General features: G+C 58.6%; 25 protein-coding genes and 3 tRNA genes. 11 read left to right on the forward strand and 17 right to left on the reverse strand.

Annotated elements, in window-relative coordinates; genetic code table 11:
• Positions 1-13: 13 nt before the first annotated feature.
• A complete protein-coding gene (locus tag V6Z53_RS15950; protein WP_338580539.1) occupies positions 14-895 on the reverse strand; it encodes a triacylglycerol lipase in 882 nt (293 codons plus the stop codon).
• Between the two features lie 337 nt (positions 896-1,232).
• Here V6Z53_RS15950 and V6Z53_RS15955 point away from each other — a divergent pair, with 337 nt between their 5' ends.
• Entirely contained in the window at positions 1,233-2,267 is a 1,035-nt protein-coding gene (locus V6Z53_RS15955; protein WP_338580540.1) for a hypothetical protein, read from the forward strand.
• Between the two features lie 49 nt (positions 2,268-2,316).
• Here V6Z53_RS15955 and V6Z53_RS15960 read toward each other — a convergent pair whose 3' ends face one another.
• Positions 2,317-3,405, reverse strand: a complete 1,089-nt coding sequence (locus tag V6Z53_RS15960) for a 3-deoxy-7-phosphoheptulonate synthase (RefSeq protein WP_338580542.1) — start codon at positions 3,403-3,405, stop codon at positions 2,317-2,319.
• Between the two features lie 636 nt (positions 3,406-4,041).
• Between V6Z53_RS15960 and V6Z53_RS15965 the strand changes: the two genes are divergently transcribed.
• From V6Z53_RS15965 to V6Z53_RS16000, 8 genes are all read left to right on the forward strand, one after another.
• Positions 4,042-4,485, forward strand: a complete 444-nt coding sequence (locus tag V6Z53_RS15965; RefSeq protein WP_338580543.1) for a GNAT family N-acetyltransferase — start codon at positions 4,042-4,044, stop codon at positions 4,483-4,485.
• 127 nt (positions 4,486-4,612) lie between these two features.
• The gene (gene uvrY, locus V6Z53_RS15970; RefSeq protein WP_008015884.1) at positions 4,613-5,254 is read left to right on the forward strand and encodes a UvrY/SirA/GacA family response regulator transcription factor; all 642 of its coding nucleotides are present in this window, start codon (positions 4,613-4,615) and stop codon (positions 5,252-5,254) included.
• A gap of 2 nt (positions 5,255-5,256) precedes the next feature.
• Complete coding sequence (uvrC, locus tag V6Z53_RS15975) at positions 5,257-7,080, forward strand: excinuclease ABC subunit UvrC (RefSeq protein WP_338580546.1); 1,824 nt, start codon at positions 5,257-5,259, stop codon at positions 7,078-7,080.
• A gap of 32 nt (positions 7,081-7,112) precedes the next feature.
• Positions 7,113-7,673, forward strand: a complete 561-nt coding sequence (gene pgsA, locus V6Z53_RS15980; RefSeq protein WP_338580547.1) for a CDP-diacylglycerol--glycerol-3-phosphate 3-phosphatidyltransferase — start codon at positions 7,113-7,115, stop codon at positions 7,671-7,673.
• Positions 7,674-7,736: 63 nt separating this feature from the next.
• Positions 7,737-7,812: transfer RNA gene (locus tag V6Z53_RS15985), tRNA-Gly, on the forward strand.
• A gap of 45 nt (positions 7,813-7,857) precedes the next feature.
• Positions 7,858-7,931: transfer RNA gene (locus V6Z53_RS15990), tRNA-Cys, on the forward strand.
• 180 nt (positions 7,932-8,111) lie between these two features.
• Positions 8,112-8,774 carry a hypothetical protein gene (locus V6Z53_RS15995; protein WP_338580548.1) on the forward strand — a complete coding sequence of 221 codons (663 nt, stop codon included), beginning with the start codon at positions 8,112-8,114 and terminating at the stop codon, positions 8,772-8,774.
• Between the two features lie 299 nt (positions 8,775-9,073).
• A tRNA-Leu gene (locus tag V6Z53_RS16000) sits at positions 9,074-9,160 on the forward strand.
• Positions 9,161-9,256: 96 nt separating this feature from the next.
• On the opposite strand, the gene V6Z53_RS16005 is transcribed toward V6Z53_RS16000, so the two are convergent.
• The 4 genes from V6Z53_RS16005 to V6Z53_RS16020 all read right to left on the reverse strand — a co-directional run bounded on the left by V6Z53_RS16005 (position 9,257) and on the right by V6Z53_RS16020 (position 11,441).
• Entirely contained in the window at positions 9,257-9,700 is a 444-nt protein-coding gene (locus tag V6Z53_RS16005; RefSeq protein WP_338580549.1) for a hypothetical protein, read from the reverse strand.
• 162 nt (positions 9,701-9,862) lie between these two features.
• Positions 9,863-10,156 carry a hypothetical protein gene (locus tag V6Z53_RS16010; protein WP_338586501.1) on the reverse strand — a complete coding sequence of 98 codons (294 nt, stop codon included), beginning with the start codon at positions 10,154-10,156 and terminating at the stop codon, positions 9,863-9,865.
• 143 nt (positions 10,157-10,299) lie between these two features.
• Entirely contained in the window at positions 10,300-10,500 is a 201-nt protein-coding gene (locus V6Z53_RS16015) for a hypothetical protein (protein WP_338580550.1), read from the reverse strand.
• A gap of 104 nt (positions 10,501-10,604) precedes the next feature.
• Positions 10,605-11,441 carry an NAD(P)H-binding protein gene (locus tag V6Z53_RS16020; protein WP_338580551.1) on the reverse strand — a complete coding sequence of 279 codons (837 nt, stop codon included), beginning with the start codon at positions 11,439-11,441 and terminating at the stop codon, positions 10,605-10,607.
• Between the two features lie 178 nt (positions 11,442-11,619).
• Here V6Z53_RS16020 and V6Z53_RS16025 point away from each other — a divergent pair, with 178 nt between their 5' ends.
• Entirely contained in the window at positions 11,620-12,270 is a 651-nt protein-coding gene (locus V6Z53_RS16025) for a TetR/AcrR family transcriptional regulator (protein WP_338580552.1), read from the forward strand.
• A gap of 9 nt (positions 12,271-12,279) precedes the next feature.
• Here the strand turns inward: V6Z53_RS16025 and V6Z53_RS16030 are convergent, their stop codons facing one another.
• The 10 genes from V6Z53_RS16030 to V6Z53_RS16075 all read right to left on the reverse strand — a co-directional run bounded on the left by V6Z53_RS16030 (position 12,280) and on the right by V6Z53_RS16075 (position 21,386).
• Positions 12,280-12,705 (reverse strand): hypothetical protein, encoded by a 426-nt coding sequence (locus tag V6Z53_RS16030; protein ID WP_338580553.1) that lies wholly within the window; start codon positions 12,703-12,705, stop codon positions 12,280-12,282.
• Positions 12,706-12,856: 151 nt separating this feature from the next.
• A complete protein-coding gene (locus V6Z53_RS16035; RefSeq protein WP_338580554.1) occupies positions 12,857-13,141 on the reverse strand; it encodes a hypothetical protein in 285 nt (94 codons plus the stop codon).
• Between the two features lie 208 nt (positions 13,142-13,349).
• Complete coding sequence (locus tag V6Z53_RS16040; protein ID WP_338580556.1) at positions 13,350-13,580, reverse strand: hypothetical protein; 231 nt, start codon at positions 13,578-13,580, stop codon at positions 13,350-13,352.
• Between the two features lie 129 nt (positions 13,581-13,709).
• Positions 13,710-13,931: a hypothetical protein gene (locus V6Z53_RS16045; RefSeq protein WP_338580557.1), complete on the reverse strand. Its 222-nt coding sequence runs from the start codon at positions 13,929-13,931 to the stop codon at positions 13,710-13,712.
• Between the two features lie 72 nt (positions 13,932-14,003).
• Entirely contained in the window at positions 14,004-15,023 is a 1,020-nt protein-coding gene (locus tag V6Z53_RS16050; RefSeq protein ID WP_338580558.1) for a DNA topoisomerase IB, read from the reverse strand.
• Between the two features lie 75 nt (positions 15,024-15,098).
• On the reverse strand, positions 15,099-16,178 hold the full coding sequence (gene modC, locus V6Z53_RS16055; RefSeq protein WP_338580559.1) for a molybdenum ABC transporter ATP-binding protein: 1,080 nt from the start codon (positions 16,176-16,178) through the stop codon (positions 15,099-15,101).
• A gap of 3 nt (positions 16,179-16,181) precedes the next feature.
• The gene (gene modB / locus V6Z53_RS16060; protein ID WP_338580560.1) at positions 16,182-16,862 is read right to left on the reverse strand and encodes a molybdate ABC transporter permease subunit; all 681 of its coding nucleotides are present in this window, start codon (positions 16,860-16,862) and stop codon (positions 16,182-16,184) included.
• Positions 16,863-17,630: a molybdate ABC transporter substrate-binding protein gene (gene modA / locus V6Z53_RS16065; protein WP_338580561.1), complete on the reverse strand. Its 768-nt coding sequence runs from the start codon at positions 17,628-17,630 to the stop codon at positions 16,863-16,865. It abuts the gene before it with no gap.
• A gap of 138 nt (positions 17,631-17,768) precedes the next feature.
• Entirely contained in the window at positions 17,769-18,833 is a 1,065-nt protein-coding gene (locus tag V6Z53_RS16070) for a nitronate monooxygenase family protein (RefSeq protein ID WP_338580562.1), read from the reverse strand.
• Between the two features lie 102 nt (positions 18,834-18,935).
• Positions 18,936-21,386: an autotransporter gene (locus V6Z53_RS16075; RefSeq protein ID WP_338580563.1), complete on the reverse strand. Its 2,451-nt coding sequence runs from the start codon at positions 21,384-21,386 to the stop codon at positions 18,936-18,938.
• 178 nt (positions 21,387-21,564) lie between these two features.
• On the opposite strand from V6Z53_RS16075, the gene V6Z53_RS16080 reads away from it, so the two are divergent.
• Positions 21,565-22,548, forward strand: coding sequence for an MDR family oxidoreductase (locus tag V6Z53_RS16080; protein ID WP_338580564.1), 984 nt, complete (start codon positions 21,565-21,567; stop codon positions 22,546-22,548).
• On the opposite strand, the gene ada is transcribed toward V6Z53_RS16080, so the two are convergent.
• Positions 22,549-23,613: a bifunctional DNA-binding transcriptional regulator/O6-methylguanine-DNA methyltransferase Ada gene (gene ada, locus V6Z53_RS16085; protein WP_338580565.1), complete on the reverse strand. Its 1,065-nt coding sequence runs from the start codon at positions 23,611-23,613 to the stop codon at positions 22,549-22,551.
• Positions 23,614-23,689: the final 76 nt, after the last annotated feature.

The following is a 23,689-nucleotide window of genomic DNA, read 5'->3' on the forward strand; positions in this document are numbered from 1 at the left end:
CTGCCGCCTTTCGTTAAAGACCGGCTTTTTTCAGGCGTTCGGCGTGCTCCACGTACAGGGTAATCGGGTCGATGCTGTTCGCGTTCGCAATGCCTGTCTGGCGGAGGGTGCCCAGATGGTCGAGGGGATAGTCGGAGCGGATGACGGTTCCCAGATGAGAGCTGCAGCGACCGACCATGCCATCGTTCTGATCGGCTTCGGTGATGAAGTAACGGGAAAAGGCCCGTAAAAATCCGTGCAGCGGGTCAAGGGCATAGACGCCTTCATCCAGTGGGTTTGCCGACAGGATGCCGCTCCAGGAGTAATAACGGACGCCGTTGACTCGCTCGCAACCATTGCCGCCCCAGGTTTTTGGCAGTCCTTGCGGGTACTTGTCGTTGAATGCGCCCACACCCTCTGTGGTCAATGCGTTCAGTGCCGCGACAGCGTCTTGCGGCAGGCGACGGTTGCCACTGAGTAACGACAGAAAGTCTGCAAACAGGGTCGCGACCGCCTCGGCGATCTGCTCCGGCAGGCGTCCGGGCGTCAGGGCCTTGCGCAGGAAGTCGGCCAGCTCCGAGCCATGATTTGGGCCACTGACTGAAGTGACCGAAGCTATCGACGTTGGCGCAACCGCGGCCGCATAGCGAGCAGCGAGTGCGCCCTGGCTGTGACCTATGAGGTTGACTTTTTTTGCGCCGGTGCCTTCCAGAACCCGCTCGATCTGCCAAAGCAACTGCTCGCCGCGAGCTTCGTTGCTGTGGGTTGCCGACAGATGCGGCACGAACACTCTTGCCCCAGCGCTTCTAAGCGCCTGTTTGACGTCATGAAACAGCTCGAAGGAGCCGATCCGGTCGAAGCCGAAAAGTCCGTGAACCAGCAGCACTGGATGAAGCGTGCTTGCATTCCTTTGCATGTTTTTTTCCTTTTTCAGCGGTCAGGGAGTTGCCTTGGGCCTCACTCTAAAGCACTCGGACATGCGCGCGATGTATGAAAAAGCCGCTGTAACCTGAGGAAAACGGAATAGAAAAGTGGCGAAAAGTCAGATGTGCCTGAGGGCTTAGTCGGAATGTGTCGCCATCTTTTCAGCGAGTCGGAGACGCTTTTGATCTTTGACCTACCTCGTTGACGTCATTTATCCGTGCTGCGTGAAGCGTTCTCCCGACATCGTCTTTGACGCTGATGGAGTTCAATAGGCTTCGCTTTGATGCCCACTCGCACAGGGCATCTATTCCAAGGACTGGAGCCTCTAAATGAACACGTATGAAACCGATTTGAACTTGCCAATACCGGTGTTGGAGCAGGCTGAAAATGCCATGCTCGATCCCTCCGATAGAAAAGCCGTCATCAAGGTGGGGCCTTATCTCGGCATGGCCTGTGGAGACAAGCTGGTGTTGTTCTGGACTGGACTGGATTTCGAAGGACTGGTCTACAAACATGAAGTGACGCGTTTTGTCAGCGATGGACAGGCAGGCATGGACATTGTCTTTGTCGTATCTGCTACGCATATCGCGGCACTCGATGGCGGTTCGGTCGAGGTTTACTACACACTTGAAAGCGCACAACGGCCTCAACCTGTGCAATCCCGGCGCTTGCAGTTGAGTGTCGGCGATGCCCGGCAAGACCTGCTGCCAGTAATCGCGAATGATTCAGTGGGTAGCACCCTTGACCCCGATCGAGTCGTGGAGGGGACACTGGTGACCATCAAGCCTTATGCACGGATGACCATGGGAGACCAGGTTTTGCTGACTTGGGCAGGAGTCTCGGCCCAAGCCAGCTCCAATGACATGCTGAGAGTCGAGTCGTTTGCGGTGGGCGGTGAACTGTCGTTCTGGATCAACCCGGAGTACATCGGCCCCAACCTGGGCACCAGCGTGACGCTCAGTTACTGCGTCCTGCAAGAGGGACAGGTCGCTCGTTACTCGGAAACGACTCAATTGCTGATCGGACCGCTGACGCGTCAGCCACTTTCCGCACCTGAAGTACTGGAGGCCGACGAAGGTTTGCTGGACCTGCAAGATGCGATGGATGGCATTACTGTCGTGATCAATGACGCGCGGACAGAAGAGGGCGAACTGGTCTACCTGAGATGTGATGGTGACTATTTCAATCACCGGGATGATCGCGAGATATCGAAGGAAACGGCCGGGCAGCCATTGGTGTTTATCGTTCCCTACCGGTTTTGGCGGGAGCATCGAGATTCGACCATCCGTGTCTCCTATTCGGTCGAGCGCCTTGATGATGTCAGCCAGTTGTCAGATGTGACCTTGGTGAAGGTGCAGTCCTAGGGTAACGGTCGCCAACCAGTCTTTTCTGAAGACTGGTTGGCTAACGAGGTCATGCCGGTTGTTGAATGTCGCGTTGAGCGCGCAGTAGGTTCGCCGCCTGCCGCAACAGGTGCTCGGTGCCATTCCAGCCCAGGCAGCCATCGGTGACCGACATGCCGTATTTCAGGGAGGGAGTCAGTGGCTGACAACCTTCGAATAGATGACTCTCGATCATCATGCCGATCAGCGAGCGATCGCCTTGCAGGCGTTGCTCAAGAACATCATTGAACACCGCTGGCTGACGCAGCGGATCTTTCCCGCTGTTGGCGTGGCTGCAGTCGACCATGATCCGGGCCGGAATCTTCAGCTTGGTCAAGTCGCTGTGCACCTTGGCAACGCTGGCGCGATCGTAGTTCGGTCCGTTATGACCGCCGCGCAGCACCAGGTGGGTGTCTTCATTGCCCGGGGTCTGGATGATCGCCGGGTGTCCCTGGCTGTCGACGCCGAAGTGGCGATGCGGATGGGCCGCCGAACGCATGGCATCGCTGGCGACGGCGACACCACCATCGGTGCCGTTCTTGAAGCCGACCGGCATGCTGAGACCACTGGCCATCTCACGGTGGATTTGTGATTCGGTAGTACGGGCACCAATAGCCACCCAACTAAGCAGATCGTCGAAGTAGCCGGCGGCCATGGGTTGCAGCAATTCGGTCGCGACCGGCAAGCCCATCAGCAACATTTCGCGCATCAGTTCGCGAGACAGCGTCAGGCCAGCGGACATGTCGTCGCTGCCATCAAGATGCGGATCGTAGGCCAGGCCTTTCCAGCCGACGGTGGTGCGGGGTTTTTCGACGTAGGCGCGCATCACCAGGAGCATTTCATCGCTGACGTCAGCGGCCAGGCGGGCCAGATTGCTTGCGTATTCGAGCGCGGATTTCGGGTCATGAATCGAGCAGGGGCCGACGATGACCAGCATACGGGAGTCTTCACCGTTGAGGATCGCGCGGACCGCTTGGCGGTGGGCGGCGACTTGCTGGGTCAGAACATTGGTGAGCGGCAGTTGCTGTTTGAGTTGCAATGAGCTTGGCAGACGCAGGGTCAGCGCTTCATTGGCAGGGCTCAGGGTGGATAGTGGCAGAGCAGAGACGGACGAGTTCATGTTCAGGCTTCCTGGGCTGGCGGCGGGTTCGTTCCCGCGCGCTCGGCCCTAGTGGGGTGTTCGACAATTGGCCGGATTGGCTGCGTGTGTGTGCTTGCCACCTGCGGGTGACCGATCGGAGGCGGCAGGCTGTCCCGAGCGGAGGGTGGTAAATCGCCAGGCGGTAAAACTGTCGTAACGGTAATAAGTGGCGTAGTTCATTTTCTTGATCCTCTGAATGTCTGGTGTGTCGCTAAAAAATATTTGGGGCTGAAAAAACAAAACCCCCGGTCGGGAGGCCGACCGGGGGTTGAGAATTCTCTGGTGGCGACCCGTTTAAAGTGGGCGCCGTGTGGGTATCAGGCGCGCCAGTGGCTAAACCAATACCCAAAATAAAAGCTTGCCGGAGCGCAAACGTCGTTCACCCGGGCAGCCGCAACCGAGCGCAGGGCGCTGGCGGAAGAAAGCTGTGAGAGGGCGTTGAACATGGTCTGTCTCCGATGGATGCACCGAGCTTACTAGAGGCCGGTGCGTGGATTCAATCAGAAAATGCTATCGGACACAGAAGGCGCTTTCTATTACGTGAGTGCCCCGGAGGTTGTGACACACTTCGTGATCCCGCAATAACACGACATCATCAACGGCCCTGGAGTCCAGATGGAATTTGAATGGCGTCCGGCGACGGATCACGACCTCGGTTTTGCCCGCGAATTGACCTGCCGGAACATGCTGCGTTATTACATTCAGCACGATCTGTTGTGGCAGGACGAAGCCTTTGATGTGGCCTGGGCGGGACGCGATAACCGATTGATCGTGTGCGGCGAAAGTCCGGTGGGGTACGTCAGCCTGAGCCGGGACGCCAGGGCTCTCTATATTCGTGAATTACAAGTCGTCGAAGCGTCTCGAGGGCAGGGCGCAGGTTCCTGGGCAATCGATCAGGTGTTTGCCTTGGCATGCAGCGAGCATCGCCCGGCATTGCGCTTGACGGTGTTTGAAAACAACCCGGCGCGGGCGTTGTATGAAAGAAAAGGACTACAGGTGGTCGGTACGGACGAGTGTTTCCTGAGAATGCAACGCGACGTTGAAGGCACGCATGGCTGAAACACGCTTGGCACAGGGCTTTCAAGATAAGTTGAAACTTTTTATATGACGCTTTCCGCTAGGTCTGCCAGTTGCTTTTTTGCTAAGGTGTCGGCAACCCAATAAGACCATATCGCGAGGTGTCTGCTTGATTAGGGTGCTAGTAGTCGATGACCATGATCTCGTTCGTACAGGCATTACACGAATGCTGGCTGACATCGATGGCCTGCAAGTGGTCGGCCAGGCTGAATCGGGGGAAGAATCCCTGCTCAAGGCGCGTGAACTCAAGCCCGACGTGGTATTGATGGACGTCAAGATGCCAGGAATTGGTGGTCTTGAAGCCACTCGCAAATTGTTGCGCAGTCATCCGGACATCAAGGTCGTCGCGGTGACCGTGTGCGAGGAAGATCCGTTTCCTACACGACTGTTGCAAGCGGGTGCCGCAGGCTACCTGACCAAGGGCGCCGGTTTGCCGGAAATGGTCCAGGCAATCCGCCTCGTCTTCGCCGGGCAGCGCTACATCAGTCCGCAAATCGCCCAACAACTGGCGATCAAATCTTTCCAGCCAACCAACGATTCGCCGTTCGACGCTTTGTCCGAACGGGAAATCCAGATCGCATTGATGATCGTCGGTTGCCAGAAGGTCCAGATCATTTCCGACAAGTTGTGCCTCTCGCCGAAAACCGTGAACACCTACCGTTACCGCATATTCGAAAAGCTTTCGATCAGCAGTGATGTCGAGTTGACGCTGTTGGCGGTTCGTCACGGCATGGTTGATGCCAGCCTCTGAAAATGACTGAGACCTTTGATCCAAGCGCCTTCCTGTCGACCGTCAGTGGGCGTCCCGGTGTGTACCGCATGTTCGACAGCGAGGCGCGCCTGCTCTATGTCGGCAAGGCCAAGAACCTCAAGAATCGCCTGTCCAGCTATTTTCGGAAAACCGGCCTTGCACCGAAAACTGCCGCGCTCGTTGCACGAATCGCGCAGGTCGAGACGACCATCACGGCCAACGAAACCGAAGCCTTGTTGCTTGAGCAGACGCTGATCAAGGAATGGCGTCCGCCGTACAACATCCTGTTGCGCGACGACAAATCCTATCCGTATGTTTTTCTATCCGACGGTGCGTTCCCGCGTCTGAGCATCCATCGCGGTGCGAAAAAGGCCAAGGGCAAATACTTCGGTCCGTATCCCAGCGCCGGTGCTATTCGCGAAAGCCTGAGCTTGCTGCAAAAGGCATTTTTCGTTCGCCAGTGTGAAGACAGCTATTACAAGAACCGTACGCGTCCTTGCCTGCAATACCAGATCAAGCGCTGCAAGGCACCTTGTGTCGGGCTGGTTGAGCCCGAGGTGTATGCCGAAGATGTACGGCACTCGGTGATGTTCCTTGAAGGTCGCAGCAATGCGCTGGCAGACGAGTTGTCCGCCGGCATGGAAGAGGCGGCGATCAACCTGGAGTTCGAGCGTGCCGCCGAGTTGCGCGACCAGATCTCGCTGCTGCGCCGGGTTCAGGACCAGCAGAGCATGGAAGGCGGGACGGGTGATGTCGATGTAATCGCTGCGTTCGTCAACCCTGGTGGTGCCTGTGTGCACCTGATCAGCGTGCGCGGCGGGCGAGTGTTGGGCAGCAAGAACTTCTTCCCGCAAGTCGGTATTGAAGAAGATGTTTCCGAAGTCATGGCGGCGTTTCTTGGCCAGTACTTCGTCAGCAGTCCTGAGCGCGACTTGCCGAGTGAGTTGATCGTCAACGTGGTTCATGAGGATTTTCCGACACTGATCGCGGCCATCGACGAGCTGCGTGGTCGCGAACTGACCATCAGTCACCGGGTGCGCGGTACGCGAGCGCGCTGGCAGCAACTGGCGGTGACCAACGCCGAACAGGCCTTGAGCGCGCGCCTGGCGAATCGTCAGCACATCACGGCACGCTTCGATGCACTGGCGGAAGTGCTGAAGCTGGACGAGCCGCCGCAGCGTCTCGAGTGCTACGACATCAGTCACTCCAGCGGCGAAGCGACCGTGGCGTCCTGTGTGGTGTTCGGCCCTGAAGGCCCGATCAAGTCTGACTACCGTCGCTATAACATCGAAGGCGTTACGGCCGGGGATGACTACGCCGCAATGCACCAGGCGCTGACCCGACGCTTCAGCAAACTGAAGGACGGGGAGGGCAAGCTGCCGGACATTCTGCTGGTGGATGGCGGCAAGGGGCAGCTCTCCATGGCCCGTGACGTGCTCAATGAGCTGGCGGTGCCCGACCTGATTCTCCTCGGTGTGGCCAAGGGCGCGACGCGAAAGGCCGGTTTCGAAACCTTGTACCTCAATGATGCCGCCCATGAATTCACATTGCGCGGTGATTCCCCCGCGCTGCATTTGATCCAGCAGATTCGTGACGAGGCTCACCGCTTTGCCATTACCGGGCACCGCGCCCGTCGTGGCAAAACCCGCCGGACGTCTACACTCGAAGGCGTCGCCGGTGTCGGACCGACCCGTCGGCGCGATTTGTTGAAACATTTTGGTGGATTGCAGGAGCTGTCTCGTGCCAGCATCGACGAGATTGCCAAAGCCCCCGGGATCAGTAAAAAGCTCGCAGAGTTGATTTATGCAAATCTGCACAGCGAGTAGAATGCCCCCTCACCTCGTAGCCAGTTGTGCCGATGAATATCCCTAATCTGATTACCGTTCTACGCGTCCTGCTCATACCGATTTTCATTTTGCTGTTCTATCTGCCTTACCAATGGAGTTTCGTGGCCTCCGCCTCGGTCTTCGCATTTGCTGCCGCTACAGACTGGCTGGACGGGTATCTGGCCCGCCGTCTGGAGCAAAGCACGCCGTTCGGGGCTTTCCTCGATCCCGTTGCCGACAAGCTGATGGTTGCGGTTGCATTGGTGTTGCTCGTACAAGAACACGGCAACCTGTGGCTCACGCTGCCGGCCGCCGTGATCATCGGTCGCGAGATCGTCGTCTCGGCACTTCGTGAGTGGATGGCCGAACTCGGCGCTCGTGCTCACGTCGCCGTATCGAACCTGGGCAAATGGAAAACCGCCGCACAGATGTTGGCGCTGGTGATCCTGCTGGCGAATCCGTCCGACTTCAGCTTCTGGGTCTTGCTGGGTTATGCCTTGCTGATGGTGTCTGCCGGCCTGACATTGTGGTCGATGGTCCAATACTTGCGAGCTGCCTGGCCGCATCTGAAGACCGACGTTGAAAAGAAATAAAACTTTTTTGAATCAAGGGGTTGACGGGGCTTCTGGATTCTATAGAATGCGCCACACCAAGACGCGGGAATAGCTCAGTTGGTAGAGCACGACCTTGCCAAGGTCGGGGTCGCGAGTTCGAGTCTCGTTTCCCGCTCCAATTTGTACGCATTTGATGTCGCGCTACTGACACCAAATGTTTTGAGGCCGAGTAGCAAAATGGTTATGCAGCGGATTGCAAATCCGCCTACGCCGGTTCGATTCCGACCTCGGCCTCCACTAATAAACAACCCCGTAGATTAACGTCTACGGGGTTTTTTATTGCCCTCGGGAAAGTGATGTGTTCCGCAATTGTTTGGCTATGCTCCGCAACCCATCGTTTGTTCAAGCTTGAGCGGGGGCATATCCGACTGATAGCATCTGGCTATCAATCTCGATGCTCATTTAGGAAGGGAATCCATGTCAAAGAACATTTTTGCTGCAGCGCTGGCCGCCATGGGTTTTTTTACCGGCGTGCAGAATGCGATGGCGGAAGACAACCTGTTCAAAAATTATGCTTATGACGCGCCGATTGCGAAATACACCGAAGCTGCAGGCTACTACGACTGTTCGGCCGACGTAGGTGCTACCGCAAGATGCATAGATGATGTGGATTTTCTCGATCAGAAATTCACAGCGGGCCTGGTGTTCAGTGGTGACAAACTGATGTTGGTTTCGCTATTTGCACCCTATGATCGCGATCTGTTTGGCCGCGCCATAGGCGCTCTTGCGAAGACATTTACGCTTGTAGCGCTCACTGACGGGAAATCCGTGCTGGATCTCGTTGAGCTCGCGGGTAAGGCAAAAAACAAGGATGAATACACAGCCAAACTCACGAACTACGAGAGCCTTGCTCTGAGCGCCAACGATTTGACCTACTCCTTTGTTGAAGGGCTCACCCCGCTCAAAGGGGCGTCCAACGTCCATAGCTTGATGGCCTCCGCGCCTGCCAACATTCGGGGCGCTGATTTGATCGTCTCTGGCGAGGGCGACGAGTCCAGTATCATCATTAAGTTTTCTTTCCCGAGACTCGACGAAAACAAGATTGCTCAGCAAGCCAAAAAGCCTGTCGAGTCGTTCTGATCTCGTTCTTCTATGCAGGTCCGATTCCGACCTCGGCCTCCACTAATAAACAACTTCGTAGATTGACGTCTGCGGGGTTTTTCGTTGCCCATAGGAAAGTGTCGGGAGCAGCACTTGTCCGCTTTTGGCGACACCTTCAAGAAAAAGCGCCCATAAACGGCAGTCATTCGTAGATCCATGATTTACGGAGCTTTTTTTATTTCGACGTTAGTAAGATTTAGTCTCGAAAATCGCACATGCAACCTTGCTTCACCGGAGCTGGGTGTATATATTTCCCCCCTCTGATTCACCGCGCTACCGCCCGAATGGCGAAACTGGTAGACGCATGGGACTTAAAATCCCCCGCTCGTAAGGGCGTGCCGGTTCGATTCCGGCTTCGGGCACCATGAATATCAAGGGCTTGCGTGAGATACCTCATGCAAGCCCTTATTTTTTGCCCCGCAGAAACCAACGGCTGCTTCGCAATCGTATTGTCGGGACTGTCATTCACACGCAGTGCTGACTGCCTTTTCCGCACGCTGGATTTCCTGTTTGACGTCGGTGGTTATCCGCTGCTCTTTGAGCTGTTGTCCGAGGAATGGTTGATCGCCGCGCGATTTCACTTCTGCGTCTGTTGCGGCCACCTGTGCTTCGACCGTGGCGGAGTGCTCCGTTATGACGGCTTCCGCTTCTTCTTTGTTCTTGGCGTTATCCAGGGCGTGGATGAGTTTGCCCACTTCGGCCTTTTCCGCCTCGGCGTAGCCTTCGACAGACAGCCCGACCGCCATGGCCCGAGCCTGGATTTCAATCGTCTTCAGATGTTCCTGCGCGACCTTGCACAGTTCATCCTGTCGCTGGTTTTTGCTGGCTTCCCAGGTGCTTAGCCCGTAGGCCAGGACGCCCACTACGACCACGACCACAGTTGCGCCAATCAATCTGCCTTTCACTTTTTACGTACCCACAAAAGACCAGGGAAAGTGGAGTGATCGTTCGATTCCATTTTAGAGTTGAAAGACTAGCCCAGTATGCGCGGGGACGATTGCCGATTGAGTCGGTTGCAAAGAAAAGCCCGCGACGGGAGGCGCGGGCTGGGTGTAGCAGCCTGGTTTTCAGCCGCCGGAATCGACACCACCCTGTTTTTTCTCGACGTCCTTCGGCTTGCTCGAAGAAGCTGCTTCTTTCTCTAGAGTTTTCGAGTCAGCCCCGGAGTTTGAGCCCGACGCTTCTTCGCCTTTCTTGTCGGCCTTGTCCTCATTGGATTCAGCGCCTTGAGCCTGATTGATTCCGGGCAGGGCGGTCGGCGGAAGGGCGGATCCTTGCTTGGTCGTCTCCGCGGCCAATGCGTAGAGCGATCCGCTCGACAACAGGCCGGCGAGCGTGAGAACAGCCAGATTTCTGTTCATCATTTTTAGTCTTCCGCACAAAGGGGTGTACAGCGTTGGAAGATCGATACAGGGGAAGGTGCGGAGCGCCTGACGAATGGCAAAAATCAACAAGCCCGGCATGGGGCCGGGCTTGTGAGTGTCTGCCGTTTACTGCGGTCGACTCAACCGCCAGTGCGCGGTTCAGCCTTGCGTCGATCACTGCCGTCAGGGTTGCCGCTGTTGATCAGCCTTCTTTCCAGCAGAATGTTTTGCAGCGCCTGACGATCTGACGGGTCTAGCTGATGCTCTCGCTCCTTGAGTTCGAGCAGGATCGGGCTGGACCACTGGCGATAGGTGTGTTCGGCACTACGAATGGATGACATCGTTTCCTCCTTGATCAGGCTCCTGCCAATTAAGGCACCGCAGTTCGATACGAAAGACACCCTAGTCGAGGAAGCCGATTGCCGCCAATGCAGCACGTCGGCGCTTAACCCTCATGGGTCCAGATACCGGTTGCCGCCGTGCGCCGAACGTAGTCGGAAAAGTCTCGCGCCGGTCGCCCCAGTGCACGCTGTACGCCATCAGTAACCGGCGTGTTGCGGCCATCGAGGACGGTGGTGAACAGGTACAAGACCAGGTCGATCAGCTCGGCCGGCAATTGCGCCTGCTCCAGCGCATGGCGATAGGCGTCCGGCGGCACCGCGACAAAACTTATATCGCGATGTGTCGCCCGGGCGATCTCGGCAACGGCCTCGGCAAAGGTCAGCGCCAGAGGGCCGGTGAGTTCGTAGAGTTGTCCCGCATGGCCGGGTTGGGTCAGTGCGGCGACGGCGACTTCGGCGATGTCTTCCACGTCGATAAAAGGCTCGGCGATGTTGCCGACAGGAAGCGCCAAGTCGCCTTGCTGGAGCGGTTCGAGAAAGTGCGCTTCGCTGAAATTCTGGCAGAACCAGCTGGCACGCAGGATGGTCCAGTCAGCGCCACTGTTCTGCACCACGCGTTCGGCTTGTTCTGCTTCAACCTCGCCGCGCCCCGACAGCAGCACCAGTTTGCTGACCCCGCTTTTGACGGCCAGGTCGGTGAACGCCTGAATGCTCTCCAGTGCGCCAGGCACCGCGAGGTCCGGTTGAAAGGAGATATAGGCTGCGTGAACACCATCAAGGGTGGCGCCCCAAGTCGATCGATCTTCCCAGTCGAAGGGCGGAGTTTCTCTGCGTGAACCACGGCGCACGGACTGGCCGCCGGCTTCGAGCTGTTTTGCAATTCGCCGTCCGGTCTTGCCCGTGGCGCCGAGAATCAGGATGGTCTGTTGGCGGGTGTTCATCGCGTTCATCTCCCTCGATAATGTGAGTGATACTCACGTTTAAAAGATGATAAACCCTCATGTTCCATCGTCAACAAAGCTAGATCTGAAACCGACGTATGGTCGCGACTCTTTGGGTGCATCGCAGGGCGGTGCTAAGGTGAGTCAATGTCATGTTTATCGATGGGGAAGTGCGGCCGTGCGCAAGAAGACCAGCGAAGTGCTCGAACAACCTGCTTCAGAGCCGGTTCGACGCAATCCCACGCAGCAACGCAGCCGCGAACGTCAGGAACGCATTCTTGCTGTGGCAACGCAATTGATCGCGTCCAAGGGCAGCGATCAGTTGAAAATGAGTGAGATTGCCGAGCGTTCCGAGATTTCCATCGGCTCGCTTTATCAATATTTCCCCGATAAAAGCTCAATCATTCGCACGCTCGCCGAGCGCTACAACGCCGAAAGCCGTCGCTGTATCGATGAGGCGCTAAAGGCTGTCGAAGATGGACCTGGGCTGCAAGCGGCGTATTCGGGGTTGCTCGATCTGTATTACGAGATCGTATTGGCGACGCCGGCGATGCGCGACATCTGGTCCGGCATGCAGGCCGACAAGCACCTGCTGGCATTGGAACTGGAGGAGAGTCGCGTTGCCGGCGAGTTGTTGGCTGAGGCAATACTGCGGGTGTATCCGGACAGTGATGCGCGGCAGGTACGGGAGTCGGCATTTCTGATCTGGCATCTGGGCGAATCGACCATGCGCCTGGCCATCGATTGCGCGCCGCAAGAAGGGCGCGCACTGGTCGAGGCGTTCAAGCGCATGTCGTTGCGCGAAATCATGCAGCCAGCGATTGAGTGATTCGTTGCGCTACTTGGCTTTCCAGCTGCCACCACCGGTTTCGCAATCGATTTTGGCCTGGGCCAGGTTTTCCGCGTTGTAGTAATACGTCGAAATCTGCGCGTTGGCCGGAATGTTGAGTGCCTTGCTGTCCTTGTTCTTGCTCGTGGATTGAGGATTGGCTAATGACTCCGGCGTCACGGTGCCCAGGCATGTGGCCTGATAGTGGTCGCTGCATTGGGCGATCTTTTTCTTGGTGCTGCTGAGCATTTCCTTGCTCTCGTTGCTGCATGACCAATCGATCGCGCCCACCGGCATATTTTCGTATTCGTAGCAGCTGTGGGATTCGATCACCGGGACAGAAGGGCTCTGTGAGCGCGTGATCACATCACAGCCTTCAGCGATTGCCAGGGCGGGGCTCAGGCTGGCGATCAGAAGCAGAATTCTACCGTTCATGCCGATTTCCTCTCCTATAGCGCCCGGTGGATTGATGTTCGGGCCTACAAGGTTGGAAAAACAATCGCCTGTCTCGTTCAATCGATTTTCGGATTAACAAGTATCAGATGGCCGCGCCGAATCCGGTCGGCCCGGCCGCCGAAGCTGTCGATTAAACGAAAGGCTGGTCGGTGAAGCCGCGGGGCAGTCTTTGCAGCCCGGGCAGGGCGGTCAGGCGTTCGGTCCAATCCTGGCGCCAGTCAGTCGCTGTAGGGGTAACGTTGGCTTTGCGAGATGCGCGCCGGGCAGCGTTACGCTGGTCTTTGCGCGCTTCTTTATACGCGTCGGTATTTCGACAGCTTCTGCATTTGACCCGGTTGAGTTCGCGGGTGGAAGTGAGGTTGTTGCCTTTGTGACCGCAGGCCAGATGCCCGCTGACTTTGAAGTGAGTAACCATCAGAACGTCTCCTCGTGACGTGTGATCGTTGGACCACCCGTGCGCGGTGACGTTCGCTGCTTTAACGGCACAAAAAAATCCCAGCGCCTGGCTGGGTTGGGGGAGGGCAAGCACAGAACTGACAGACAAGGACACACGCGGTGACGAAACTGTCGCCGATCATCTGTCTCGCGTCAGGCGGTAGAGCGCATTGCTTGCCCGGATCAAATCATCTGAACCGTGGCAGCGGTGGCTCGACAGGTTTGAGCGCAGACAAGGTATTGCGGATCAGCGGCGTGTCCTTTTCGATGTCGTTCAGACGATCGCGAATTCTAAGGGCAGTCGGATGTCCGCCTTGATGATCGACCCAATCGGCGATTTCCTTGCACGCGGCAGCCAAGCGAACCTGGCGGGAGTCAAGCAGGGTGAGCAGGGTGGTGATGGACTCTTTTTCGGACATGGGAAACACCTCCGTTGAAGACACCTGGCAGGGCAGTAAAAAGCCCGCTGGGAGCGAGCTATCTACCGATGGGACACTGATCCTTCAGCTCTCATCAGTATAGACCCGTTAAAGGCGCGTGCAGGCTCATCAGCCTTGGCGGGCCGTGACTTGTGATCTGGCATTCAACTGCCGGCAAACATGCCGTGCGTCGTCTTCAAGATCGTAGCCGTCACCGATGAAACCGTTGGTGCGAGTATCGGCGATGCGATACCAGACGGCGGCGTCAGGCGGTTGATGAGCAGATTCTCCGGCCCGGCGACCATGAATGATGATCTTGTTGCAGCGCTTCACGACGAATATGTCTTCCATGGCTTCACCGCAGCTGATTCGTGTACAGATCAACTATAGAAGTCATTTGTAATCGTGCAAAAAATAGGCAGGTCAATTCGTCGGTTCAGACGCCAGTTTCTCCAGCAACATGGCCAGGCCGACTTCTTCGGCGCGCAGGCCTTTGCGCGTTCTCGGCCTGGGTAGTTCGGCCAGTGCGCCCAGCAGAAACCCTTCGAGCACACCCGGATGGATGTAGCACTTGCGGCATACCGCGGGGGTGTTGCCCAGTTGCTTGGCGACGTTTTTCACCATCTCCACCACGTGCCGTTTGGCTTCCGACTCCGGTTGCCATTGCAACTTGCGCAACACCGCCAGCGCCAGGGCGCTGCCGGCCCAGGTGCGGTAGTCCTTGGCGGTGAAGTCGGCACCGGTCAAGGTTTGCAGGTAGGCGTTTACGTCGGCGGAGGTGATGGTGTGTCGCTCGCCGTTTTCATCGAAGTATTGAAAGAGGTTTTGCCCGGGGATTTCCTGGCAGCGTTTGATGATCCTCGCCAGTCGCCGGTCTTTCACGGTGATTTGATGTTCGATGCCGCTTTTGCCGCGAAACTGAAACAGGATCGCACTGCCGTTGATCTCCACGTGGCGGCTGCGCAAAGTGGTCAGGCCATAGGAGCGGTTGTCCCGGGCGTACTGAGTGTTGCCGACCCGGATCAACGTTGCATCGAGCAAGGTGATGACGGTGGCCATGACCTTTTCGCGGCTGAAGCCTGGCGCGGCCAACAACGCTTCCAGTTGCTTGCGCAGTTTCGGCAGGGCCAGGCCGAAATCCCGCAGGCGCGAGTACTTGTCGCTGTCACGCACTTCGCGCCAACGCGGGTGATAGCGGTATTGCTTGCGACCGCGAGCGTCACGGCCGGTGGCTTGCAAATGTCCACGCGGATCCGTACAGATCCACACGTCGGTGTAGGCCGGCGGCACGGCGAGGGCGTTGATGCGCTGGATTTCGTCCGGCTCGGTAATGCGTTGACCTGCCGGATCGAAATAGCAGAATTTGCCGCGCAGTTTTTTGCGGGTGATGCCCGGCTGGGTGTCATCGACGTAGTGCAGGTCGGAAGGCAGCGCATCGGGCATGGCGATAGTCCTTGGCGTGGGATCAGGGGCCGTTACAGCCATTGACCCCACGCCGCGGCAGTCGTGCCAGCAAAGTTAGGCGAGTACGGCCACGGCTTTGATCTGCGCCCAGAGTTGCTGGCCCGGATGCACGTTCAACTGATCGCGGGAGAATCGCGTGATCCGCGCCAGCAGTGGCGTGCCCGCCGCATCCAGGCGCACCAGCACATGGGCGGCGTTGTCGGCGCCCATCTCACTGACCACGGTGACGGGCAAGCGGTTGAGGATGCTGCTGTGTTCGGCGCTATTCAGGCTCAGGCTGACATCCCGTGCCTGAATCTTGCAGCGCAACGTTTGGCCGGGCGCCATCGGCGTGTGAGTCACGCGAATATTCAGGGCCGTGTCTGGCACTTGCAGGGTGAGCAATTGGTAGTCGGCGTCATAGGCGCTAACGCGACCTTCGATCACTACGCCGGCGTCATCGCCCAGCGCCAGGGGCAAGTCGAGACGCGCCAGTGTCTGGCCGATCGGGCCGCTGGCCAGCGCTTTGCCCTCGCTGAGCAATACGATGTGGTCGGCCAGTTGCGCCACTTCATCCTGGGAATGGCTGACGTACAGCACCGGAATATCCAGCTCATCGTGCAGCCGTTGCAGGTAAGGCAGGATTTCGCTTTTGCGCTTGGAGTCCAGTGCCGCCAGCGGTTCATCCAACAGCAACAGTTTGGGACTGGTGAGCAGGGCGCGAGCGATACCGACACGTTGTCGCTCTCCGCCTGAAAGATGTTGCGGATGGCGATCCAGTAGATGGCCGATTCCCAGCAGTTCAGTGGCGTGGGCCATGTCGACCCGGCGCTGTTGTTTCGGGATGCGCTTGAGGCCGAACTGCAGGTTGGCCAACACTGAAAGATGTGGAAACAGACTGGCTTCCTGAAACACGTAACCCAGGGCACGTTTGTGCGGCGCGACGAAAATCTTCTTGTCGCTGTCCTGCCAGACTTCATCGTTGACCTGGATAAATCCCTGATCGGCCCGCTCCAGCCCCGCGATGCAACGCAGGCATGTGGTCTTGCCCGAGCCGGAGTGACCGTACAGCGCCGTGACGCCGCGACCGGGCAACTCAAGGTCGACATCAAGGGCGAATCCCGAGTAACTCAACTTCAAACGCGCATGAATCATCGATCAGCTCCAGCCCGCTTTGGTTTTACGGCTGGAGTACAGCGCCAGCAATACCGCAAAAGAGAACACCAGCATCACCCCGGCCAGCCAGTGAGCCTGGGCGTATTCCATGGCTTCGACATGATCGTAGATCTGCACCGAGACCACGCGGGTCTTGTCGGGAATGTTGCCGCCAATCATCAGCACCACGCCGAACTCACCGACGGTATGGGCGAAACCGAGGATGGCGGCGGTGATGAAACCGGGGCGCGCCAGCGGTAGCGTTACGCTGAAAAAAGTGTCCCAGGGATTGGCGCGTAAAGTCGCGGCCACTTCCAGCGGCCGAGTGCCAATGGCGGAAAAAGCGTTTTGCAGAGGCTGGACCACGAACGGCATCGAGTACAGCACCGAGCCGATCACCAACCCCGCAAAACTGAAAGTGAGGGTGCCGAGCCCCAGTGATTGGGTGAATTGGCCGACAAACCCGTGAGGGCCGAGCGCCAGCAACAGATAAAAACCGATCACTGTGGGCGGCAGCACCAGGGGCAGGGCGACAATCGCCCCGACCGGGCCGCGCAACCAGGATTGGGTGCGCGAGAGCCATAACGCCAGCGGAGTGCCCACTATCAACAGGATGACGGTCGTCAGGGACGCCAGTTTCAGGGTCAGCCAGATGGCAGAAAAATCGGCACTCGATAGCGACATTTAGATTTGGTAACCGTAGGACTTGATGACAGCCGCCGCTTTTGGCCCCTTGAGGTAGTCAACCAGTGCCTTGGCGGCCGGGTTGTCCTTGCCCTTGTTGAGGATGACCGCGTCTTGTTTGATTGGGTCGTGCAGCTCAGCCGGAACGATCCAAGCCGAACCGCTGGTGATTTTGCCATCTTTGTAGATTTGCGACAGGGCAACGAAGCCCAATTCGGCATTACCGGTGGACACGAATTGGAAGGCCTGGGTGATGTTCTGGCCTTCAACGATCTTGTCCTTGACCTTGTCGGTCAAGCCTTGTTTGGCCAGGACTTGAGTCGCCGCCAGGCCATAAGGCGCGGCTTTCGGGTTGGCGATGGACAGATGCTGATACTGGTTGTCGGCCAGCACTTTGCCCTTGGCATCGACGTAGCCTTCTTTGGCCGACCACAGCGCCAGGGTGCCGACGGCGTAGGTGAAGCGCGAGCCCTTGACGGTGTCGCCTTCTTTTTCCAGTTTCTCCGGGGTGGTGTCGTCCGCCGAGAGGAACACTTCGAACGGCGCGCCGTTCTTGATCTGGGTGTAGAACTGACCGGTCGCACCAAACGAGGTCACCAGTTTGTGGCCGGTGTCTTTTTCGAAGTCGGCGGCGATTGCCTGGATCGGCGCGGTGAAGTTGGCTGCTACCGCCACCTGGACTTCATCCGCGTGGGCTGCGCCGAAAGCGAAAGTAGCGATCAGGGCTGCCAGGCAAGTGGGGGCAAAACGTGAGGCACGAATGGTCATGTAACGGCTCCGTGGTAGGCAAGTACAGCAAGGGGGTAAGCGCTATGTATAGAAATATATAGCGAAATGCCTGCAAACGGAATGCGGGAGTTTTTGTAGCAGCTGCCGAAGGCGGCGTTCGGCAGCTGCTACACGAGGTTAGCGGCGGAGCAGTTTTGCCAAGCCTTCCTCAGCCAGGCGCCGGGTCAGTTCTGCGGTGGTCAAGTCGACCCCCAACGTAAAGGCCTGCCCGGCCCAGAGATTGCTGAAGTCGGCTTCATCCTTGGCGCGCAACGGCATCAGCGCGCCACCCGCGAGCGGGAAAGTGGGTGCCCTGGAACTCATCGGTCCGAGCTCGCGCATCACCCGATTGAGGATCCCCCGCGCCGGGCGACCGGTGAAAATGTTGGTGACGGCCGTCTCGCTTTCCTTGGCGGTACGCAACGCCTTGTGATGCGAAGCGCTGACCTTGGCCTCCGGGGTGAACAGATACGCCGTACCCACTTGCACCGCCGAAGCTCCCAGCATGAACGCCGCCGCGACTCCCCGCGCATCGGCGATACCACCCGCGGCAATCACCGGCACTTTCACCGCATCGACAACCTGCGGCACCAGCGCGAACGTCCCGACCTGACTGCTCAGGTCATCACTGAGAAACATCCCGCGATGACCGCCCGCTTCGTAGCCCATGGCGATGATCGCGTCGCAGCCATGCTGTTCGAGCCAGATGGCTTCTTCAACCGTGGTGGCCGAGGACAACACTTTGGCCCCGGTCGCTTTCACCCGATCGAGCAGGGATTTTTCCGGCAGGCCAAAGTGGAAACTCACGACTTGCGGGCGAAACTCTTCGATCACTTCGCAACCCGCGACGTCGAATGGCGCGCGATTGGACACCGGCGTCGGCGCATCGAAGTCGACGCCCAGTTCTCGATAGTAGGGTTCCAGCAGGTTTTTCCAGTCTTGCGCGCGTTGCTCGTCAACTGGCGGCGGTTGATGGCAGAAGAAATTGACGTTGATCGGCCGCTGGCACTGTTGGCGAATGGTCTTCAGTTCTTCGCGCAACTGCTCGATGCTCAGCATGGCCGCCGGCATGGAACCGAGGCCACCGGCGTTGCTCGCCGCGATGACCATCGAAGAGTTGGTGGCACCGGCCATGGGGCCCTGGATGATCGGCAGTTCGATCCCGAGCAGGTCAAGAATGCGGGTGTCTGGCCATTGGCTCATTTTAGGTGTTCTCCGACGTTGAAACCGGGCAGGGCGGCAGGAGCGGATTTGTAGCAGCAATGACTGACCAAAGGCCAGTCATGTTTGCCCCGATGTTGCCCGTCAGCGTCGATGCAATCCACCGCCGCCGAACGAGCGATTCATCACCTGGGAAGAGTTGTGGTAGTTGTTGAATCGGTCATTGCCGAACGAACGCGCCGCTGATTCCCGGTCGAGATTCTGCACCTGTGCAGTATTCGCCGGATTGCTCCGATTCGCACCACCGACCATCGATTGCCAGCCGTCGTCGGTCTTCTTGTAAACGTTGCCATCGTGCCCGGCATAAACGTTGTCGCCGATTTGCGCGGCGCTACCGTCCCGACCGCGTACGCTCCTGTAGCCAGTCGTGTTACCGGTGTTGGGGTTGTAGACGGCTCCCCGATTGGCAGTGACTTGCGCGCCGCTGCGCGCGTTGCCCGCTGTTACATGTTGACCGGCAATCGCCGCGCCACCGGGGCCGACCGCCACGCCACTGCGCCCGGCCGCATAGTTGCCGCTATAGACGTTATGGACGGCGCCGCGCTGGCCTGCTGCCGCAACGCCGGTGCGCGAGTTGTAGGAGGCGCCGACCTGGCCGGCCCAGCGGTTGCCGGTCCAGGCGTTGTAACCGGCGCCGTAGCGGCTGACCGATGCACGATCACCCCACTGGCGGTAGATGTTGCCGGTGGTGCCGGCCCAGCCGCCCGGCCCCCAGGCAACCGCGCCACCGTGATAGCCGTAGGCGGCGCCACCCCAAGGCATCGGCGCCGGATACAGACGCGGCCCCCAGGCGTAGCCCCAACCATAATTGCCCCACCACGGGTATGCGCCCCAGCCCCAGCCGATCGCTACCGTACTGCCGCCCCAACTCCAGCCGAAACCGAAGCCGAACGTCCAGCCTGTCCACGGCGTATAGCGGATCGCCACGCCGAAACCATAGGTCACTGGCGGCCCGTACCAGACGCTACCGACCCACGGCGTGTAGGGATAACCGGTGCCGTAAACCACCACGCCGCTGTCGGGGTCCAGCGTGGAGCCCTGATACCCCGGCGTATAGCCCACAACGACCGTGTCGCCGGTAGATTCATAGACTTTGACGTAGGTGATGTAGTGCATCGGCGAACTGGGTGGAATCGAATAGATCACTGCCGGCACTGAAGTGGCGACCAGCCAAGGGCCTTGCACCGACGTGGCCACGAACCACACACCATTCTCTACCGCGTACCAGTTCTGGGCGTCGACCATGATGATGGGCGTCGGGCTGTTCACCACATACTGCAATGGCGTGCTCTTGATGGCCTTGAGTTGCGGTTCGCCGTCGAATTGCGGCGCGGTCATTTTCAGTTGGCTTTTCTTGACGGCCGACGTCTGCGGAATGCTGGCCGCAATCGCCGCTTCTTTGGCTTGCGGCGTTCCCGCAACCGAAGCCTTGACGTTCTCTTTGGCGCTGTCGTCGGGAATGTTGGCAAAGTCCGCCGGCAGTTTGTCTGCCTGGGTAAACGTCCACGGCCCCTGCATGTCGCTGGCGCGGAACCAGCGTCCGGAGATCAGCACATAGCTGTTCTGGTCGCCAATTTCCTTGAAGATATGCCCGGTGGTGTTGGTCACGTAGAGCAGTTGGGTGCCCTGGATCGGCTGCCATTGCGCGGCGCCGTCGGTGACGATCAACTCGGTAGGCGTCGTGGCGATGTGGATCTGCGGGATCGGTGGTTTGGCCAGGGTCGGGATTTTGTCTTTCGGATCGCTCTGGCCGGTCAGCAGATCGACCTGGCGGCTCTGGATCGCGTCCTTTTTGGCTTTCTCCAACTCCGCCGTGGGTGAGGGCAGAGGTGCATACGGTCCGTTCAGTTCATTCGCCACCATCCAACCGTCAAACACATGCAGATAGTGCTTGCCTTGCGCGTCCTTGAGCAGCAGCGGCCGCGTGTTGATGACCCGTTGCAGCGCGGTGCCATCGACCGGGCGATATACCGGTTCGCCATCGATGTACACCAACAATGCCGGGACCTCAGAGCTGATGATGGTCGGCGGGGTGTTTTCTATCGGCTCGCTGCTGGATTTTTGCTCGGCGGCCATCACGCCCATAGCCGCCTCCAGTTGATCGAGGGAAATGGTTTTCTTGCGTTTCGCCGCATCCTCTTTCAGCGTGGCGATCCAGCTGTCGGCCTTGGTCGCCGTTGAAGGGAAGTCTGCTTTTGTCACGGTGTACTGATCGAGCGCGACCCAGCGCGTGGCTTTGTCGACCAGTGTGTGCGCGCTGAACTGCACGATGCCGTAAGTGGATTTGCCATCGGCTCCCGTGGCCTCGACCGCTGCGCGACCGAGCAGGGTGTAACCGTCCCAGTTGTCGAGTTGCGGTTGATAGATTGTCAGCTTCGTATCGCCGCTGGTCAGCACCTGCGGCCAGCTCGGGGCCGCAGGCGCCTGCTCGGCTGGCGTCTTCGCAGGTTGTGCCGGTGCGGCCGCGACCTGGACATTGGGCAAAGCCAGCAGACAGAGCATCAGCAAAGGGGCAAATACGCGCAGGTAATACATCGTCAACTCCATCGACAGGACCGTTCTGGCGGCATTTCAGGGCCGCGAAAAAAAGCATAGCCGCAGGTCATGGAAAAACCCGGCGGATCGGCGAATTGGCTTAAAGTCGAGTACGGTAATTTTTTGCGATGTGGTATTTAATTCAAACCACAACGGGTGATCCCACCAGGAGGCAGCAATGTTCCAAGGTATTTTGATCGACAAAGACGAAAGCGGTTACCGGGCCACACTGCAACAGATCAATGAAGATCAATTGCCCGAGGGCGATGTGACGGTGCGAGTGGCGTACAGCACGTTGAACTTCAAGGATGGCCTGGCAATCACTGGCAGCAGCCCGGTGGTGCGAAAATTCCCGATGGTGCCGGGGATCGATCTGGCAGGGACTGTGGAAGTCAGCGGGCATCCGGACTACAAGGTCGGTGACAAAGTCCTGCTCAATGGTTGGGGTGTCGGTGAAGGGCATTGGGGTGGTTTGGCGCAGAAAGCCCGCCTCAATGGCGATTGGCTGATTCCATTGCCCGATGCATTCACCGCTGCGCAAGCCATGGCCATCGGCACCGCAGGTTACACGGCGATGCTGTGCATTCTGGCGCTGGAGCACAACGGCGTGACGCCCGAGCAAGGCGAAATCCTGGTCACCGGCGCCAATGGTGGCGTCGGCAGTTTTGCCATCGCGCTGTTGAGCCGGTTGGGTTACCGAGTGGTTGCGTCCACCGGCCGCACCTCGGAGCACGACTACCTCAAGCAATTGGGCGCCAGCGAAATCATCGATCGCGCCACGCTTTCCGAACCGGGCAAGCCGCTGGCGAAGGAGCGTTGGGCGGCGGTCATCGATTCTGTTGGCAGCCACACCTTGGCCAATGCCTGTGCCAGCACCAAGGCCAACGGCACTGTCGCTGCTTGCGGTCTGGCCCAGGGCATGGACTTTCCGGCGTCCGTTGCACCGTTCATTCTGCGCGGCGTGACTCTGGCCGGCATTAACAGCGTGACCCAACCGAAGGCCAAACGCGTAGAAGCGTGGAGTCGTTTGGCTCAGGATCTGGATTTCAATCTGCTGCCGTTGATCAGCCACGAAATCGGTTTGAGCGAAGCGATCGAAGCCGCTCCGCGCTTGCTGGCCGGGCAATTGCGCGGGCGGGTTGTGGTGGATGTGAATCGCTGATTATTGGGACTCGCGCTCCAGCAACTGCCGTTTGCGCTCCACTCCCCAGCGATACCCCGAAAGATTGCCATCGCTGCGCACCACGCGATGGCAAGGGATCGCCACCGCCAGACTGTTCGCGCCACAGGCTTGTGCCACGGCGCGAACGGCTTTCGGCGAACCGATGCGCTGGGCGATATCGGCGTAGCTGGCGGTGCTGCCCACAGGAATCTCTTTTAGCGCTTGCCAGACCCGCTCTTGAAACGCCGTGCCGCGCACATCCAGCGGCAAGTCCAGGCCGAGGGCCGGGGCTTCGATGAAGCCGACAACCTGTGCGATCAGTTGCTCAAAGTCTTGATCGGCGCCAATCAGATTCGCTCGGCGAAACTTGTCCTGAAGGTCGCAGACCAGTTGCTGCGGATCATCACCCAACAGGATCGCGCACACCCCGCGTTCGCTTTGCGCCACCAGAATCGCCCCAAGGGAACACTGACCGACGGCGAATCGAATGTCGTTGTTCTGCCCGGCAGCACGGTAATCAGCGGGTTTCATGCCCAGCACCTGATCCGCTGCTTCGTAGAAACGACTGTTGGAGTTGAAACCCGCATCGTACAACGCGTCCGTCACCGAACTGCCGTCCGCCAGCCGCTCGCGCACCCGGCGTGAGCGATGGGCGGCGGCGTAGCCTTTGGGCGTCAGGCCGGTGACAGCCTTGAACACCCGATGAAAGTGAAAGCTGCTCAGGCCTGCGACTTCAGCGAGTTCGTTCAGCGCGGGCAACGCCTCGGCGGTTTCGATCTGGCGGCACGCGGCGGCCACGGTGGCCGCATGTTGCGCGGCGATGTCGCTTTGATCTTTTGCCGTGCGTTTGCTTGGCCGATAACCCGCCGCTTGGGCAAGCTCGGCGCTGTCGAAGAATTCGACATTCTGCGGTTTCGGCAAGCGCGACAGGCTGCTGGGGTTGCAGTAGACCCCGGTGGTTTTCACCGCATACACAAACTGCCCGTCCGCCTGCGGATCGCGGGCGACGACGGCGGCCCAGCGTGGATCGTTTTCGGTGGTGATTTTTGTCGATTGGCTTGTCATGGCTTTACATCCGTTGACCCGTTTGCCGCAGATTAACCATCGCCAAGTACTCCCACACTCCGGCGCTTGCGGTCAA

It is taken from the genome of Pseudomonas sp. MAG733B, from assembly GCF_036884845.1.
Taxonomy (GTDB): domain Bacteria; phylum Pseudomonadota; class Gammaproteobacteria; order Pseudomonadales; family Pseudomonadaceae; genus Aquipseudomonas.

Coding starts and splice junctions, on each gene's coding strand:
- V6Z53_RS15950 (WP_338580539.1), bottom strand. CDS start 895: ATGCAAAGGAATGCAAGCACGCTTCATCCAGTGCTGCTGGTTCACGGA.
- V6Z53_RS15955 (WP_338580540.1), top strand. CDS start 1,233: ATGAACACGTATGAAACCGATTTGAACTTGCCAATACCGGTGTTGGAG.
- V6Z53_RS15960 (WP_338580542.1), bottom strand. CDS start 3,405: ATGAACTCGTCCGTCTCTGCTCTGCCACTATCCACCCTGAGCCCTGCC.
- V6Z53_RS15965 (WP_338580543.1), top strand. CDS start 4,042: ATGGAATTTGAATGGCGTCCGGCGACGGATCACGACCTCGGTTTTGCC.
- uvrC (WP_338580546.1), top strand. CDS start 5,257: ATGACTGAGACCTTTGATCCAAGCGCCTTCCTGTCGACCGTCAGTGGG.
- pgsA (WP_338580547.1), top strand. CDS start 7,113: ATGAATATCCCTAATCTGATTACCGTTCTACGCGTCCTGCTCATACCG.
- V6Z53_RS15995 (WP_338580548.1), top strand. CDS start 8,112: ATGTCAAAGAACATTTTTGCTGCAGCGCTGGCCGCCATGGGTTTTTTT.
- V6Z53_RS16010 (WP_338586501.1), bottom strand. CDS start 10,156: ATGAACAGAAATCTGGCTGTTCTCACGCTCGCCGGCCTGTTGTCGAGC.
- V6Z53_RS16015 (WP_338580550.1), bottom strand. CDS start 10,500: ATGTCATCCATTCGTAGTGCCGAACACACCTATCGCCAGTGGTCCAGC.
- V6Z53_RS16020 (WP_338580551.1), bottom strand. CDS start 11,441: ATGAACACCCGCCAACAGACCATCCTGATTCTCGGCGCCACGGGCAAG.
- V6Z53_RS16030 (WP_338580553.1), bottom strand. CDS start 12,705: ATGAACGGTAGAATTCTGCTTCTGATCGCCAGCCTGAGCCCCGCCCTG.
- V6Z53_RS16035 (WP_338580554.1), bottom strand. CDS start 13,141: ATGGTTACTCACTTCAAAGTCAGCGGGCATCTGGCCTGCGGTCACAAA.
- V6Z53_RS16040 (WP_338580556.1), bottom strand. CDS start 13,580: ATGTCCGAAAAAGAGTCCATCACCACCCTGCTCACCCTGCTTGACTCC.
- V6Z53_RS16045 (WP_338580557.1), bottom strand. CDS start 13,931: ATGGAAGACATATTCGTCGTGAAGCGCTGCAACAAGATCATCATTCAT.
- V6Z53_RS16050 (WP_338580558.1), bottom strand. CDS start 15,023: ATGCCCGATGCGCTGCCTTCCGACCTGCACTACGTCGATGACACCCAG.
- modC (WP_338580559.1), bottom strand. CDS start 16,178: ATGATTCATGCGCGTTTGAAGTTGAGTTACTCGGGATTCGCCCTTGAT.
- modB (WP_338580560.1), bottom strand. CDS start 16,862: ATGTCGCTATCGAGTGCCGATTTTTCTGCCATCTGGCTGACCCTGAAA.
- modA (WP_338580561.1), bottom strand. CDS start 17,630: ATGACCATTCGTGCCTCACGTTTTGCCCCCACTTGCCTGGCAGCCCTG.
- V6Z53_RS16070 (WP_338580562.1), bottom strand. CDS start 18,833: ATGAGCCAATGGCCAGACACCCGCATTCTTGACCTGCTCGGGATCGAA.
- V6Z53_RS16075 (WP_338580563.1), bottom strand. CDS start 21,386: ATGTATTACCTGCGCGTATTTGCCCCTTTGCTGATGCTCTGTCTGCTG.
- V6Z53_RS16080 (WP_338580564.1), top strand. CDS start 21,565: ATGTTCCAAGGTATTTTGATCGACAAAGACGAAAGCGGTTACCGGGCC.
- ada (WP_338580565.1), bottom strand. CDS start 23,613: ATGACAAGCCAATCGACAAAAATCACCACCGAAAACGATCCACGCTGG.